Genomic DNA, 15,979 nt, shown 5'->3' with positions numbered 1-15,979 from the left:
GCCCTTTCTCTGCGGCCCTGGAGGGACCTATTCAGACGAATGCAACAAGCCGGCTCCCAGACTATTCCTTCGGGGACGTCACCGCATCTGTCAGCGTGCGAGCGCCGTACGGAGGGTGTCCAGGCCCACGCCGCCGATATCGAGCGCCTTCTTGTGGAACGCCTTGAGGTCGGCATCCGCGCCGTTCGCCTCTCGATAGTCGTCGCGCAGCTGCTCCCAGATGCGCTGTCCGACCTTGTACGACGGCGCCTGCCCGGGCCAGCCGAGGTAGCGGTTCACCTCGAACCTCACGAACTCGTCGGGCATGTTGACATTGCGGCGCATGAATTCCAACGCGAAGGGGGCGTCCCACGTCCCTTCACCATCGGGGCGCTGCTTCTCCAGGTGCACGCCGATGTCGAGTACGACCCGCGCGGCTCGCATGCGCTGACCGTCGAGCATGCCGAGTCGATCGGCCGGGTCATCGAGGTACCCCAACTGCTCCATGAGGCGTTCGGCGTACAGCGCCCATCCTTCGGCGTGGCCCGAAGGGCCGGCCAGCAGCCGACGCCACGAGTTCAGCTGCGCGCGGTTGTACACGGCCTGCGCGATCTGGAGATGATGGCCCGGCACGCCCTCGTGGTACACCGTCGTGAGCTCCCGCCAGGTGTCGAACTCCGTGACGCCCTCCGGCACCGACCACCACATGCGTCCGGGACGGGAGAAGTCGTCGGTGGGGCCGGTGTAATAGATGCCGCCCTCGTTCGTGGGGGCGATCATGCATTCGAGTCGACGGATCGGCTCGGCGATGTCGAAATGGGTCTTGCCGAGTTCGGCGACGGCGCGGTCGCTGGTCTCCTGCATCCACTTCTGCAGCGCCTCGGTGCCGTGGAGCTTGCGCGACGGGTCCTCCTCCAGGAACGCCACGGCTTCCTCCACCGATGCGCCCGGCTTGATCTCGCCGGCGATCTGCTCCTGCTCGGCGACCATGCGCGCAAGTTCCTCGACGCCCCAGTCGTAGGTCTCGTCGAGGTCGATCGTGGCACCGAGGAACCGGCGCGACATCAGCGCGTAGACCTCCCGACCGACGGCGTCCTTCTCGGTCGCCGCCGGGGCGAGTTCACCGGAAAGGAACGAGGCCAGTTCGTCGTACGCGACGCGGGCGGCGCCGGCGCGGTCGGACAGCTCACGAGCGAGGGATGCCGGAAGCTGACCCTCGGCCGGCGCGGCGTTGCCGACGAAGGTCGTGAAGAACCCCCCGTCGGCGGTGTAGCGCGCGATCTGGGTCGCGACCTCGACCACCTGGCGGCGAGCCGGAACGATCCCCTGCGCGATCCCTTCCCGGAGGGTGGAGATGTATCCGTGCACGGCATCGGGGAGGGCAGACATCCGCTCGCTGACGACCGACCAGTCCTCAGCGCTGTCTGTCGGCATGAGGTCGAATACCGCTCGGATGTCCTGGGCCGGAGAGGCGATCACGTTGAGGTCGCGAAGGTGCCACTTCGCCTCGTCGAGCTCGATCTGCAGGTCGAGCTCGCGGGTGAGATCCTCCTTCGTCACGGCGTCGATGTCGTCGGCGGGGGTCGCGCTGGCAAGTGCTGCGCGCACCTTCTTCGCCTCTTCGATCACGCGGGCCTGACCCTCGGGCGAGTAGTCGCCGTAGCGGTGGTTGTGCTCGGATCGACCGATGTACGTCGCCAGCGACGGATCGAGTTCGGCCAGGGTGTCGACCCACGCCTCGGCGATCGTGTCGATCGGCGTGGGGGTGCGGGATGCGTCTGTCATACCTCCGAGCCTAGGCACCCCGCTCGCCCGAGCGCCAACACCGCGGCGGTGAGCCGCGACCGATGCCGCGACCGGGTCAGTGGCCCGCGGCGTTCCAGTCGGCGCCGCGGCCGATCTGCACGTCGAGCGGAACGGTCAGCTCCGCCGCATCCGCCATCCGCTCCCGAACGATGCGCTCGGCCGCGTCCCACTCCCCCGGCGCCACCTCGACGACGAGTTCGTCGTGGATCTGCAGGAGGACACGCGATCCGAGCCCCTGTGAGGTGAGGTCGTCGTGGATGCGGAACAGGGCGACCTTCATGATGTCGGCCGCACTGCCCTGGATCGGCGCGTTCAGAGCCGCCCGCTCGGCGTTCTCGCGCAGCACCCGGTTGGGGCTGTTGAGGTCGGGGAACGGCCGCCGGCGGCCGAAGATCGTCTCGGTGTAGCCGTCGATCCGGGCCTTCTCGACCGACGTGCGCAGGTAGTCGCGCACGGCGCCGAACCGCGCGAAGTACTCGAGCATCAGCTCCCGCGCTTCGGACTGCTCGATCCGCAGCTGCTTGGACAGCCCGAACGCCGACAGACCGTACACCAGGCCATAGGACATCGCCTTGACCTTGGTCCGCATCGCGGGGGTGACGTCTTCGGGTGCGACACCGAAGACCCGCGCGCCCACGAACCGGTGGGTGTCCTCCCCCGAGTTGAACGCCTCGATCAGGCCGGGGTCTTCGGACAGGTGCGCCATGATCCGCATCTCGATCTGCGAGTAGTCGGCGGTCAGCAGCGCCTCGTAGCCGTCGCCGACCTCGAACGCCGACCGGATGCGGCGGCTTTCCTCCGTGCGGATCGGGATGTTCTGGAGGTTCGGGTCGGTGCTCGAAAGCCGCCCCGTCTGCGACCCCGTCTGGAGGTACGTGGTGCGGATGCGCCCATCGGCGCCGATGGCGGTGTCGAGCGATTCGATGATCTGGCGGAGCTTCGTCGCTTCTCGATGCTGGAGCAGGAGGTTCAGGAACGGATGCGGGTGGGATTCCTGCAGATCGGCGAGCACCGCGGCATCCGTGGAGTATCCGGTCTTGGTCTTCCGGGTCTTCGGCAACTGGAGCTCTTCGAACAGCACCTCTTGCAGCTGCTTGGGCGACCCGAGGTTGACCTCGCGTCCGATCGCCGCGTACGCCTCCTGGGCGATCCGGTCGGCCCGGTCGCCCAGCTCGCCCGAGAACTCCGACAGCTTCGCGTGCGAGACCGCCACCCCGGCCAGCTCCATGTCGGCGAGGGTCTGCACGGTCGGCAGCTCGATGTCGGTCAGGACCGAGAGAACGGATGCCGCGAGCTGCGACCGCTGCGCCTCGGCCACGCGCAGGGTGAACCACGACAGCTGACCCGGAGTCGCGCCCTCGGTCTCGGGAACCAGCTGCGCGGGGTCGGCCTCGGGGAGCTTCTCGCCCAGGAAACGATCGGTGAGGTCGGCGAGGGACTTGTCGGGAAAGCTCGGTCGCAGGAGCCAGCCCGCCAGGATCGTGTCGAAGGCGAGTCCGCCCAGTCGGATGCCCTCCCGACGGAGCGCCTTGACCTGCGGCTTGGCGTCGGTGAGCACCTTCGGCGCCTCCGAGAGCAGCCACGGAGTCAGAGCCGCGGCGATTTCTTCGGACCAGTTCGCTTCGACGGCGGCGTCGGCGGTGGCGAGCCCGATGCGACGCGGTCGCCCGTTCTCGGCGATCAGCGTCAGCGCCACATCGCCCGACGCCTCGTCGACCCAGGCTGCCAGGCTCGAGGAGTCGGGCTCGGCGGGCGTCGGCGCCGTGGCGGTGGGCACGGCGGCCTGCGCCGACATGGCCTGATCGACGCCCGCGGCCTCGAAGACCCGCGGCAGGAGCGTTCGGAACTCCAGCTGCGCGAAGATCTCGCGGACGGCCTGCGCATCGATCGGCCGCACCGCGAGGTCAGCGGGGCCCACCGGGAGATCGACGTCGGTGAGGAGAGCATTCAGCTGACGGTTGCGGCGCACGTCGTCGAGATGCTCACGAAGGTTGTTGCCCACCACCCCGGTCACCTTGTCGGCCTGGGCCAGCAGGTCATCGAGCGATCCGAACTGCGTCAGCCACTTCACCGCCGTCTTCTCGCCGACCTTCGGCACGCCCGGAAGGTTGTCGCTGGTCTCGCCGACGAGGGCCGCGACATCGGGGTACATCGCCGGCTCGACGCCGTAGCGCTCGCGGACCGCCTCGGAGTCATAGCGCTTGAGCTGCGAGACGCCCTGGACGTTGGGGTACAGGAGCGTGATGTCGTCGGTGACCAGCTGGATCGTGTCGCGGTCTCCGGAGCAGACGAGGACATGGAAGCCCTCGGCCGCTCCGCGCGTGGCGAGAGTGGCGAGGATGTCGTCGGCCTCGATGTCCTCCTGCTCGAGCACCGGGATGCTCATCGCCGCGAGGCATTCCTTGAGCAGCGGGATCTGTCCCTGGAACTCCTTGGGGGTCTCGGAGCGATTGGCCTTGTACTCGGCGTACTGTCGCGTACGGAAGGACTGGCGGGAGGTGTCGAAGGCGACAGCGAGGTGCGTGGGCTTCTCGGCCTTGATGAGGTTGATCAGCATCGCCAGGAACCCGTAGATCCCGTTGGTGTGCTGCCCGTCCTTGGTGGAGAAATTGTCGACCGGGAGAGCGTAGAACGCCCGGTAGGCCAGCGAGTGGCCGTCCACGACGAGGAGGGTAGGCTTTGCGGAGTCCGTCACCCTGACAGCCTAGACGCGGGGTGAGACACCCCCCGAGCCAGGAACTCGCCGATGACCGACACCGTCGAAACCGCCTCCGATGAGCTCGCCTGGGCCGAGGCCCGGGGCATCGGGGCCCTCGCCGAGAAGATGGGCTTCGAGTGGCTGGAGTTCACCGCCGAACGGTGCGCGGCGCGGATGCCGGTGGCGGGCAACACCCAGCCCGTCGGGCTCTTCCATGGCGGCGCGTACGTCGTGCTCGGCGAGTCGCTGGGTTCGATGCACGCCAACTTCCATGCCGGCCCCGGGCGCCTCGCGGTCGGCGTCGACATCAACGCGACGCACACCCGATCCGCGACCTCCGGGTTCGTGACCGGCGTCTGCACGCCCCTGCACCTCGGTCGGAGCGTCACCGTGCACGAGATCGTCGTGAGCGACGATGAGGGACGCCGCTGCTCCACGGTGCGGATCACCAATCACATCAAGGACGTGGCCGCCCGCAGCTGAACACCCCGTCAGGCGGGTTTGCGCGCGATGATCGTGAAGGTCGCCGGAATGCGATCGCGGACACCCTCGGGCCACATCCATCCGTGGTCCACGGGCACCATTCGCCCGCTGAACCGCCAGGGGAGAACTCGTCCCTCTTCGAGCTTCTCGATCCGCAACCCGGCGGAGATGAGGGAGTTGATCGTCTCGGAGAGCGGATGAGGCCACTCGTAGGTTCGCGAGTGTGCGACCTTGCCGTCACCGGCGTAGGTGGAGTCGTCATCCCACATCTGCGCCGTGCCGTCTGCGAAGTAGCGGTGCCGCACCAGATCGTCGTCGGCATCCTCGTCGATCGTGTAGAGCATCGGATGCCCGTCGCGGATGTAGAACAGCCCGCCCGGACGCAGCAGGGCCGCGATCTGCATCGCCCAGCGATCGAGGTCGCGAAGCCAGCCGATCGTTCCCACGCTGGTGTAGACGATGTCGAAATCACCGCTCACGTGCGTTCGGGCTTCGAGCACGTCGCCGAGGACCCAGGTCACATCGACACCGGCGCGTTCCGCCGGACGCGCCGCGACCTCGAGGGCACGGTCGCTGAAGTCCAGCGCCGTCACCCGCGCACCAGCTCGCGCGAGTGACACAGTGTCCGTGCCGATGTGGCACTGCAGGTGACACAGGTCCTTGCCGCGCAACGTGCCGACGAACGGCAGAAGCGCCGCCAGATCGTCGCTGGCGACCTCGGACAGATGCTCGGGGTCGTCGAAGGCCTCCAGCCCGTAGGCCTCCTCGTGAAGCGCGGCCCGGTCCTGCCAGTTGGCGAGATTGACCGCGCGCGCGTCCTCCCAGGCGATCCTCACTCCGTCCGCGTGTGGGACGGAGGCGTCCGTGGGAGGCTCGGTGGTCACTTCTTGGGGGCGAGCTGCTCGATGATCGCCTTGGCGACATCCTGCATCGTGAGGCGGCGGTCCATCGACGCCTTCTGGATCCAGCGGAACGCCTCGGGCTCGGTCAAGCCCATCTTCTCGTTCAGCAGGCCCTTCGCCCGGTCGACGAGCTTGCGGGTCTCGAAGCGCTCGACCATGTCGGCGACCTCGGCCTCGAGGGTGATGATCTGCTCGTGACGGGCCAGAGCGATCTCGATCGCGGGAAGCAGATCGTTCGGGGTGAAGGGCTTGACGACATAAGCCAGCGCGCCGGCCTCGCTCGCGCGCTCGACGAGCTCCTTCTGGCTGAAGGCGGTGAGCAGCACCACGGGGGCGATGTGGTTCTTGCTGAGCTTCTCGGCGGCGCTGATGCCGTCGAGCTGCGGCATCTTGACATCCATGATCACGAGGTCGGGGCGCAGCTCGGTGGCAAGTTGCACGGCGGTCTCGCCGTCGCCTGCCTCTCCGACGACATCGAAGCCGTTGTCGCGGAGGATCTCGACGATGTCGAGGCGGATGAGCGACTCATCCTCGGCGACGACGACCCGGCGAGGGGCGGATGCGGCGGCCTGCTCTTGCCCGGTCTGCTCTTGCCCGGCGCGCTCTGACTCAGTCACCCCGCAATCCTACGGCTTCCCGCATGCGGCCCCGCAATCGGGTCCGCTCGCTGCGATAGGGTCGAGGGCGGACGCGGCCGCTGGCCGCGAGCCGGTGTGGCGGAATGGCAGACGCGACCGACTCAAACTCGGTTGCCCGAAAGGGCGTGTGGGTTCGACTCCCACCACCGGCACCATGCCGACGATCGGTCTTTCCCGCGCCGTGTCAACCCCGGGCCCCGACTTCGGAGGCGGATGCCAGGATGATCCTCGTTTTCCGAGGAGAGGATCGGCATGCCGACATCGACGATCGTCCGCGCGGCCCGCGAGGTCTTCGGCTGGGAGGAGCTGCGGGACGGTCAGGAAGAAGCCGTGGCCGCACTCCTCGAGGGACGGGACGTCGTCACGGTGCTTCCCACGGGCTCTGGGAAGTCCGCGGTGTACCAGCTCGCCGGCGCGCTTCGAGACGGGATGACGATCGTCGTCTCCCCCCTCATCGCGCTGCAGGCCGACCAGCTCGCAGGTCTCGCCGATACGCCCCGCGCTCCGCGCGGGGCGATGCTCAACTCGACCATCGGAGACCGCGCGACCGAGGAGCTGTGGCGGAACGTCGCAGCCGGCGACGTCGAATTCCTCTTCCTCGCGCCGGAACAGCTCGCCAAGGACGAGGTCCTCGATCGATTGTCGGGTGTGGCGGTCGGCTTGTTCGTCGTCGACGAGGCGCACTGCGTCGCGAGCTGGGGACATGATTTCCGCCCGGACTACCTCGGACTCGGCGACGTCCGCGACCGCCTCGGACGTCCGCCGACCGTGGCGCTCACGGCCACCGCCGCTGCGCCCGTGCGCGAGGAGATCATCGAACGCCTGAACATGGCGGATCCACTTCTGGTCGTGCGTGGCGTCGACAGACCGAACATCGATCTGGACGTCCGGCGATTCTCAGATGAAGCCGAGAAGGAGCGCGAACTGCACGAGTTCATTCCGACGCTCCCCCGCCCGGGGCTCGTCTACACCTCCACCCGCCGTGACGCTGAGAGGCTCACGCAGGGTCTTCGCGACCGAGGGGTTCGTGCCGAGACCTACCACGCCGGTCTTTCCTCGGGGGCGCGCCGACGCACGCACGAGCAGTTCCTCGACGGCGAGGTCGACGTCGTCGTCGCCACGAATGCGTTCGGCATGGGGATCGACAAGCCCGACGTGCGCTTCGTCGTGCATGCCGCTGTTCCGGAATCGCTGGATGCGTACACGCAGGAGACCGGGCGTGCGGGCAGAGATGGCGAACCCGCGCAGGCCGTGCTCTTCTACCGATCCGAGGACCTCGGGATCCGGAAGTACTTCACCGCCCGCACGGTTGACGTCGAGGCCGTCCGCCGTGTGTACCGCGCCCTCGTGAAGGCCGGCACGCCGCTGCGGATCCGGGCACTCGCCGAGCAGATCGGGCTCCCGACGCGGCGCGTCACGGGCTTGGTGAATCTGCTGGTCGAAGCAGGCGTGGTCGTCGTGGATCGGAAAGGCGCAACCGTCATCGCCGTGCGTCGACCGAAAGAGGCGGCCGCGCTGGCGCGCGAGGCCGCCGAGCGCCGGGAACGCATCGAGCGGTCGCGGCTGGATGTCATGCGTCGGTACGCCGAGACGAGGGATTGCCGCCGACGGGTCTTGCTCAGCTACTTCGGAGATGACGGATCCGCGTCCTGTCACCGTTGCGACACGTGCCGCGGCGGCACCGCAGAAGAGGCCGCAGCGGCCGCCGTCGACGCGCCGTTCCCCGCGGGCGCCGAGGTCGACCACGTCGAATGGGGACGCGGGACCGTGGTGGACGCCGACGACGATCGACTGACCGTCTTCTTCGACGAGCAGGGATACAGGGTCCTCCAGCTGGCTGCCGTGGAAGAACGAAACCTCCTCACGCGCGTCGCGTGAGGAGGTTTCGCAAGGACACGGAAGCTCAGTCCCGCGTCTGGTAGATCGGGGCCGCGCCGTGCACGGCATCGCCGACCTTGTGGATGCGGATGTCGTTGGTCGAACCCACGATCCCGGGAGGCGACCCGGAGATCACGACGACCTTGTCGCCGACCTTGGCCAGATCGTTCGCAAGCAGATAGTCGTCGACCTGGATGAACATACGGTCGGTGTGCGGGACATGCTCCACGAGCGTCGAGCGGATCCCCCAGGTGATCGCCATGCGACGGCGGATCGCCGGCTCGGGCGTGAAGCCGATCATGGGGATCTTCGGACGCAGACGCGACATGCGGCGGGCGGTGTCGCCGGACTCGGTGAAGATGCAGAGGAACTTCGCCTCGACGAAGTCGGCCACCTCCATCGCGGCGAGCGTGATGGCACCCCCCTGGGTCCGCGGCTTGGTCGTCAGCGGCGCGATGCGCTCGAGTCCGTGATCCTCGGTCGACTCGACGATGCGCGCCATGGTCTCGACGACCTTCACGGGGTAGTCCCCGACACTGGTCTCGCCCGAGAGCATCACGGCGTCGGCGCCGTCGAGAACGGCGTTGGCGACGTCGCTGGTCTCCGCGCGCGTGGGCACCGGGTTGTTGATCATCGATTCGAGCATCTGCGTGGCGACGATGACGGGCTTGGCCATCCGGCGGCAGAGCTCCACGGCACGCTTCTGGACGATCGGCACCGCTTCCAGCGGCAGCTCTACGCCGAGGTCGCCGCGGGCGACCATGATGCCGTCGAAGGCGTCGATGATCTCCTCGAGGTTGTCCACCGCCTGCGGCTTCTCGATCTTGGCGATCACAGGGACCCGGCGCCCCTCTTCGGCCATGATGACGTGAACGCGCTGGATGTCCTTGGCGTTTCGCACGAACGAGAGGGCGATGAAGTCCGCGCCGATCCGCAGGCCCCAGCGGAGGTCGGCCTCGTCCTTCTCCGACAGGGCGGGGACGTTCACCGCCACACCCGGCAGGTTGATCCCCTTGTTGTTCGACACCGTGCCGGCGACGATCACACGCGTCGTCACGACCTGGCCCTCGACCTCGACGACCTCGACGCGGACCTTGCCGTCGTCGATCAGAAGGAAGTCGCCGGGCTTGACATCGCCGGGGAGACCCTTGAACGTCGTCGAGACGAGCTCCTTGGTGCCCGGGACATCCTCTGTGGTGATCTTGAAGATGTCGCCCTCGGCGAGCTCGTGCGGGCCGTCGGCGAAGCGACCGAGGCGGATCTTCGGCCCCTGCAGGTCGACGAGCACCGCCACCGGACGACCCGCGTCATCAGCGGCCTTTCGGACATTGGCGAAGTTGGCCTCGTGCACGGAGTAGTCACCATGGCTGAGGTTCAACCGGGCGATGTCCACGCCGGCGTCGATGATCGCGCGGACCATGTCATAAGAGGAAGTGGCAGGACCCAAAGTGGCGACGATCTTGGCGCGTCTCATCCGTGTATGAACTCCGAGTGATGGGGGAAGTGGCGAAGGGCCGGGGCCAGCCTACGCGGGCTGCAGCCCGATGGCGACATCGTTCGGGTGAACGGGCGCCGGCAGGTCGGTGCTGCCCATGAGGTACTCGTCGACCGCCGCAGCCGCCGCGCGACCTTCGGCGATGGCCCAGACGATGAGCGATTGACCGCGTCCGGCGTCGCCGGCCACGAACACGCCGGGAGCCGATGTCTGGTAGACCGCGTCGCGCTCGACGCTTCCCCGCGGACCGAACTGAGTGCCGAGCTGATCGGCCAGGTGCGCGTGCTCCGGACCGGTGAAGCCCATGGCGATCAGCACGAGGTCGGCGGGGATCTCACGCTCCGTGCCCGACTTCGGCACGCGTCGCCCATCGCGGTACTCGGTCTCGGCGACGCGCAGCGCGCGGACCTCGCCGACGGCGTTCGCGAGGAACTCGACGGTGGACGCGAGGTACTGACGCTCACCGCCCTCCTCGTGCGCGGACGCGATCTCGAACAGGTTCGGCATCATCGGCCAGGGCTGATCCTCGGGGCGCTCCTCGGGCGGCTGCTTGCCGATCGCGAGGTTGGTCACGCTCAGGGCGCCCTGCCGGTGAGCGGTGCCGATGCAGTCTGCTCCCGTGTCGCCGCCGCCGATCACGACGACGTGCTTGCCCTCCGCGGTGATCTGGTTCGGCACCGCGTCGCCTGCCACGGCCTTATTGGATTCGACGAGGTACTCCATCGCGAAGTGCACGCCCGCGTGATCGCGTCCGGGGATCGCGAGGTCGCGGGGCACCGTCGCGCCGGTGGCGATGACGACGGCGTCGTAGCGTGCGCGCAGATCGCTCCACGAGATGTCCACGCCGATCTCCACACCGGCGCGGAACCGCGTGCCCTCGTCGCGCATCTGACGAAGACGCGCCTCGAGATGACGTTTCTCCATCTTGAAGTCGGGGATGCCGTAACGCAGCAGTCCACCGATGCGGTCGTCACGCTCGTAGACCGCCACCGTGTGACCGGCCCGGGTGAGCTGCTGCGCCGCGGCGAGGCCGGCCGGCCCCGAACCGACGACGGCGACCGTCTTGCCGGTCAGACGCGCGGGGGGCTCGGGCTCGACCCAGCCCTGCGAGAACGCCTCGTCGATGATCGAGACCTCGACCTGCTTGATCGTCACCGGGGGCTGGTTGATGCCCAGAACGCACGAGCTCTCGCACGGCGCCGGGCAGAGCCTGCCGGTGAACTCCGGGAAGTTGTTCGTCGCGTGCAGGCGCTCGATCGCCGCGCGCCCCTCGCCCCGCCACACCAGGTCGTTCCACTCGGGGATGAGGTTTCCCAGCGGACATCCTTTGTGGCAGAACGGCACGCCGCAGTCCATGCATCGACCGGCCTGGCGACGGAGAACGGCCGAGTCCCCCGGCTCGTAGACCTCTTTCCAGTCCATGATCCGCACCGGGATGGGGCGCCGAGGCGGCAGCTCCCGCTCGGTCACCTTCAGAAAGCCTTTGGGGTCAGCCACCCGTCACCTCCAGGATGCGGCTCCATACGACGTCGCCGTCGGGATCGAGTCCTTCGTCGAGCGCCGCCTGCCGGGTCTGCAGGACGGCGGCGTAATCGCGCGGGACGACACGGACGAAGTTCTGCGCCTCCCGCTCGAAGTCGTCGAGCAGGCGCTGCGCCAGCTCTGACCCGGTCTCCTTCACATGCTGTTCCAGCAGGTCGCGGAGCATCTCGACGTCACCCGCGCCGAGCTCGCCGAGAACGAGCTCGCCCGACGCGATCGCCTCCCGATTGACCAGCTTGCGGTCGAGCCGGTAGACGTACGCGGTTCCCCCCGACATCCCGGCTCCGAGGTTGCGTCCGGTCTCGCCCAGGATGACCGCGAGGCCGCCGGTCATGTACTCCAGCGCGTGATCGCCGACACCCTCGACGACCGCGGTCGCCCCGGAGTTGCGGACGAGGAACCGCTCCCCGACGACGCCCCGGAGGAACATGGTGCCCTGGGTGGCCCCGTATCCGATGACGTTGCCGGCGATGACGTTCTTCGACGCATCGAACGACGCACCGCGCGGCGGGCGGACCACGATCTGGCCGCCGGACAGCCCCTTGCCGACGTAGTCGTTGGAGTCGCCTTCGAGGCGCAGCGTGATCCCCGCCGGCATGAATGCCCCGAAGGACTGACCCGCCGAGCCGGTGAGGTTGACGGTGATCGACCCCGAAGGAAGACCGTTCTCGCCTCGCGCACGCGTGACGTGATGTCCGAGGAGCGTGCCCACGGCACGCTCGGTGTTGCGGATGGGCAGATCGATCGTGACAGACCCGCCGCGTTCGATCACATCGCGGGCGCGCTCGATGAGCACCGTGTCGAAGTGCTCCTCGAGCTCGTGCAGCTGGGCGCGCCCATGGCGGCGCGGCTCGTCTTCAGCGAAGTTCGGGCCGTGCAGCACGGGCGTGAGGTCGAGCCCACTGGCCTTCCAGTGCTCGATCGCGCCATTCAGGTCGAGCATCTCGGTGCGGCCGATGGCCTCGTCGAGCGAGCGGAACCCCAGTTCGGCGAGATATTCGCGCACCTCCTGGGCGACGAATTCCATGAAGTTCACGACGAACTCCGGCTTGCCGTTGAAGCGTGCCCGCAGCGTCGGGTTCTGCGTCGCGACGCCGACCGGACAGGTGTCGAGGTGACACACGCGCATCATGATGCAGCCCGAGACCACGAGCGGAGCGGTGGCGAAGCCGAACTCCTCCGCACCCAGGAGCGCGCCGATGATGACATCGCGCCCGGTCTTGAGCTGACCGTCGACCTGCACCACCACGCGATCGCGCATCCCATTGAGCATGAGCGTCTGCTGCGTCTCGGCCAGCCCCAGCTCCCACGGAGTGCCCGCGTGCTTGAGCGAGTTCAGCGGGCTCGCACCCGTACCCCCGTCGTGCCCCGAGACGAGGATGACATCGGCCAGCGCTTTGGCCGTGCCCGCCGCGACCGCACCGATTCCCGACTGGCTCACGAGCTTGACGTGGATCCGGGCGCCGGGATTGGAGCGCTTCAGGTCGAAGATGAGCTGCTTCAGATCTTCGATCGAATAGATGTCGTGGTGGGGCGGTGGCGAGATGAGCCCTACGCCTGCGGTCGCATGCCGCGTGCGCGCGACCCACGGATACACCTTCGCCGGAGGGAGCTGCCCGCCCTCGCCGGGCTTGGCGCCCTGGGCCAGCTTGATCTGGATGTCGTCGGCCTCGGTCAGGTAGAGACTCGTGACCCCGAACCGTCCCGATGCGACCTGCTTGATCGAGCTCCGCCGCTCCGGGTCGAGCAGGCGCTCGACGTCCTCGCCGCCCTCACCGGTGTTCGACCGGCCGCCGATTCGGTTCATCGCGATCGCGAGGGTCTCGTGAGCCTCCTGGGAGATGGAGCCGTAGCTCATCGCGCCGGTCTGGAAACGCTTCACGATCGCCGATACGGGTTCGACCTCGTCGATGGGCACCGGGGGGCGCACTCCCGATCGCAGCTGGAACAGCCCCCGCAGGGTCTTGAGCTCGGCCGCCTGGTCGTCGACCAGCTTCGTGTACTCGCGGAAGATGTCGTACCGCCGCGTGCGCGTCGCGTGCTGCAGACGGAACACGGTGTCGGGGTTGAACAGGTGCGGCGATCCGTCACGGCGCCACTGGTACTCGCCCCCGGTCCACAGCCGCTCGTGCGCGCGCACCGCGGCGTCCTCGGGGTACGCATAGGCGTGACGGGCGGCGTTCTCGGCGGCGATGACGTCGAGCCCGACTCCCCCGAGCTTGGTCTCGGTCCCCGTGAAGTACGTGTCCACGAGCTCCTGCGACAGGCCGACGGCTTCGAAGACCTGAGCACCCGCGTAGGAAGACACGGTGGAGATGCCCATCTTCGACATGATCTTCAGCACGCCCTTGCCGAGGGCGTAGATGAGGTTCTTCACCGCCTTCTCGGGGGTGACGCCGGTGATGTAACCCGCGCGGACGAGGTATTCGACCGTCTCCATCGCCAGGTACGGGTTCACCGCCGACGCGCCATAACCGATGAGGGTGGCGATGTGGTGCACCTCCCGCACGTCTCCGGCTTCGACCACGAGACCGACCTTCATGCGGGTCTCGCGTCGGATGAGGTGGTGGTGGACAGCAGCCAGCATGAGCAGCGACGGGATCGGCGCGAGGTCCTTGTTGGAGTCGCGGTCGCTGAGCACGATGAGCTCTGCGCCGTCCTCGATCGCCTGGTCGACCTCGGTGCACATCTGCTCGAGCCGCTTGCGCATGCCCTTGTGCCCCGCTTCGACGCGATACAGACCTCGGATCGTCACCGACGATCGATCCGGCAGTGCCGTGTCGATGTGCTGGATCTTCGCGAGCTCGTCGTTGTCGATCACGGGGAAGTCCAGCATCACGGTGCGGGCGTGGTCCGGTCCCCACGACAGCAGGTTGCGCTCGGGCCCGAGCCCCAGCGACAGGGAGGTCACGACCTCTTCGCGGATCGAGTCCAGCGGCGGGTTGGTGACCTGCGCGAACTGCTGGACGAAGTAGTCGAACAGCAGGCGCGGACGGTCGCTGAGGACGGCGACCGGCGTGTCGCTGCCCATCGCGCCGAGCGGCTCGGCGCCGTTCTGACCCATGGGGGTCAGGAGGATCCGCACCTCCTCCTCGGTGTAGCCGAAGGTGCGCTGACGACGGGTGATCGAGGCGATCGGATGGACGATGTGCTCACGCTCGGGCAGGTCGGCCAGGCGCACGCGCCCGGCATCCAGCCACTCCTGCCAGGGGTGCATGGTCGCGAGGTCGCGCTTGATCTCGTCGTCCTCGACGATGCGGCCGGCGGCGGTGTCGACGAGGAACATCCGTCCGGGACGCAGCCGGCCCCGACGCTTGATGCGCTCCGGGGCGATGTCGAGGACCCCGGTCTCGCTGCCGATCACGACGAAGCCGTCGGTGGTCTCCGTCCAGCGCCCCGGACGAAGGCCGTTGCGGTCGAGGGTCGCACCCACGAGCGTGCCGTCGGTGAAGATCAGCGCGGCGGGGCCGTCCCACGGCTCCATCTGATTCGCGTGGTAGTCGTAGAACGCCCGGAGATCCGGCGCGATGTCGGCCTGCTTCTCGTAGGCCTCGGGCACCATCATCATCACCGCGTGAGGAAGGCTCCGGCCGGTCAGAGTGAGGAGCTCGAGAACCTCATCGAACGACGCGGAGTCACTGGAGCCGACCGTGCAGATCGGCAGCAGGGGACGGATGTCGCCGAGGAGCTCGGACTCCAGCTGCGACTGCCGCGCCCTCATCCAGTTGCGGTTGCCGTTGACGGTGTTGATCTCGCCGTTGTGCGCGAGCATCCGCAACGGCTGCGCGAGCGGCCAGGAGGGGAAGGTGTTGGTGGAGTAGCGGGAGTGCACGACGGCGAGCTCGGAGGCGAAACGCTCATCCTGGAGGTCGGGATAGAACGGTTCGAGCTGGAGCGTCGTGACCATGCCCTTGTAGCCGATGGTGCGTGCAGACAGCGAGACGAAGTAGGCGTCGAGCTCGTGCCGGGCGCGCTTGCGCATCCGATAGGTGCGCCGGTCGAGATCGATGCCCGACAGTGCCGGCACATCGCCTTCGCCGGGACGGGACACGAAGATCTGCTCGAAGGCGGGGCGCGCCTCGAAGGCCAGCTTCCCCAGGTGCTCCTCGGCGACCGGCACATCGCGCCAGCCGAGCACGACGAGGTTCTCGCTGGCGGCGATCCGCTCGATGCCCGCCTTCTGCTCGGCTCGTGCTTCCTCGTCGCGCGGCAGAAACACCATCCCTGCCGCGTACTCCCCCATCGGGGGCAGGTCGAAGTCGACGACCGCGCGGAAGAACGCGTCGGGCATCTGGGTGAGGATGCCCGCTCCGTCGCCGGTACCCGCATCCGAACCGATCGCACCGCGGTGCTCGAGATTCCGCAGCGCCGTCAGGGCCAGGTCGATGATGTCGTGGCCCGGTTCGCCCCGAAGCGTCGCGACCATCGCCAACCCGCAGGCATCCTTCTCGAATGCCGAGTTGTACATGCCCTGCCGGGCGGGGAAGCCACCGCCCACGACAGACGTGGAGGTGCTTCTGCCGGAACTCGCGGCCATGCGTACCGTCCTCACATTGAT

The 15,979-nt window shown here is 68.0% G+C and carries 8 protein-coding genes, 1 tRNA gene and 2 pseudogenes; 3 read left to right on the top strand and 8 right to left on the bottom strand.

The window, feature by feature from the left end; translation table 11 throughout:
- Nucleotides 1–90 precede the first annotated feature (90 nt).
- Together FBY40_RS10400 and polA are read right to left on the bottom strand one after the other, a co-directional pair.
- Complete coding sequence (locus tag FBY40_RS10400; RefSeq protein ID WP_141938529.1) at nt 91–1,764, bottom strand: DUF885 domain-containing protein; 1,674 nt, start codon at nt 1,762–1,764, stop codon at nt 91–93.
- Nucleotides 1,765–1,840: 76 nt separating this feature from the next.
- A complete protein-coding gene (gene polA / locus FBY40_RS10395; RefSeq protein ID WP_141938528.1) occupies nt 1,841–4,480 on the bottom strand; it encodes a DNA polymerase I in 2,640 nt (879 codons plus the stop codon).
- Between the two features lie 51 nt (nt 4,481–4,531).
- Between polA and FBY40_RS10390 the strand changes: the two genes are divergently transcribed.
- Nucleotides 4,532–4,966 (top strand): hotdog fold thioesterase, encoded by a 435-nt coding sequence (locus FBY40_RS10390; RefSeq protein WP_141938527.1) that lies wholly within the window; start codon nt 4,532–4,534, stop codon nt 4,964–4,966.
- Between the two features lie 8 nt (nt 4,967–4,974).
- Here FBY40_RS10390 and FBY40_RS10385 read toward each other — a convergent pair whose 3' ends face one another.
- The gene (locus FBY40_RS10385) at nt 4,975–5,802 is read right to left on the bottom strand and encodes a class I SAM-dependent methyltransferase (protein ID WP_235014775.1); all 828 of its coding nucleotides are present in this window, start codon (nt 5,800–5,802) and stop codon (nt 4,975–4,977) included.
- 44 nt (nt 5,803–5,846) lie between these two features.
- Nucleotides 5,847–6,485: an ANTAR domain-containing response regulator gene (locus FBY40_RS10380; protein ID WP_141938525.1), complete on the bottom strand. Its 639-nt coding sequence runs from the start codon at nt 6,483–6,485 to the stop codon at nt 5,847–5,849.
- A 90-nt stretch (nt 6,486–6,575) separates the two neighbouring features.
- On the opposite strand from FBY40_RS10380, the gene FBY40_RS10375 reads away from it, so the two are divergent.
- Nucleotides 6,576–6,661: transfer RNA gene (locus FBY40_RS10375), tRNA-Leu, on the top strand.
- 97 nt (nt 6,662–6,758) lie between these two features.
- Complete coding sequence (locus FBY40_RS10370) at nt 6,759–8,384, top strand: RecQ family ATP-dependent DNA helicase (protein ID WP_141938523.1); 1,626 nt, start codon at nt 6,759–6,761, stop codon at nt 8,382–8,384.
- A 25-nt stretch (nt 8,385–8,409) separates the two neighbouring features.
- Here FBY40_RS10370 and pyk read toward each other — a convergent pair whose 3' ends face one another.
- From pyk to gltB, 4 genes and pseudogenes are all read right to left on the bottom strand, one after another.
- A complete protein-coding gene (gene pyk, locus FBY40_RS10365; RefSeq protein ID WP_141938522.1) occupies nt 8,410–9,858 on the bottom strand; it encodes a pyruvate kinase in 1,449 nt (482 codons plus the stop codon).
- Nucleotides 9,855–10,049 (bottom strand): annotated as a pseudogene (locus tag FBY40_RS17690) (hypothetical protein); the annotation flags it as partial. The gene pyk and the pseudogene FBY40_RS17690, both read right to left, overlap by 4 nt.
- Nucleotides 10,018–11,310, bottom strand: a pseudogene (locus FBY40_RS10360) (glutamate synthase subunit beta); the annotation flags it as partial. The pseudogenes FBY40_RS17690 and FBY40_RS10360, both read right to left, overlap by 32 nt.
- A 58-nt stretch (nt 11,311–11,368) precedes the next feature.
- The gene (gltB, locus tag FBY40_RS10355; protein WP_141938519.1) at nt 11,369–15,958 is read right to left on the bottom strand and encodes a glutamate synthase large subunit; all 4,590 of its coding nucleotides are present in this window, start codon (nt 15,956–15,958) and stop codon (nt 11,369–11,371) included.
- Nucleotides 15,959–15,979: the final 21 nt, after the last annotated feature.

Origin of the sequence: Microbacterium sp. SLBN-154 (assembly GCF_006715565.1) — a bacterium.
GTDB lineage: Bacteria > Actinomycetota > Actinomycetes > Actinomycetales > Microbacteriaceae > Microbacterium.
This window is presented reverse-complemented; position numbering and strand designations above follow the sequence as displayed.

What these genes read in the sequence shown, in the direction of transcription:
- FBY40_RS10390 (WP_141938527.1), top strand. Translation starts at nt 4,532, where the DNA reads ATGACCGACACCGTCGAAACCGCCTCCGATGAGCTCGCCTGGGCCGAG.
- gltB (WP_141938519.1), bottom strand. Translation starts at nt 15,958, where the DNA reads ATGGCCGCGAGTTCCGGCAGAAGCACCTCCACGTCTGTCGTGGGCGGT.
- pyk (WP_141938522.1), bottom strand. Translation starts at nt 9,858, where the DNA reads ATGAGACGCGCCAAGATCGTCGCCACTTTGGGTCCTGCCACTTCCTCT.
- FBY40_RS10370 (WP_141938523.1), top strand. Translation starts at nt 6,759, where the DNA reads ATGCCGACATCGACGATCGTCCGCGCGGCCCGCGAGGTCTTCGGCTGG.
- FBY40_RS10400 (WP_141938529.1), bottom strand. Translation starts at nt 1,764, where the DNA reads ATGACAGACGCATCCCGCACCCCCACGCCGATCGACACGATCGCCGAG.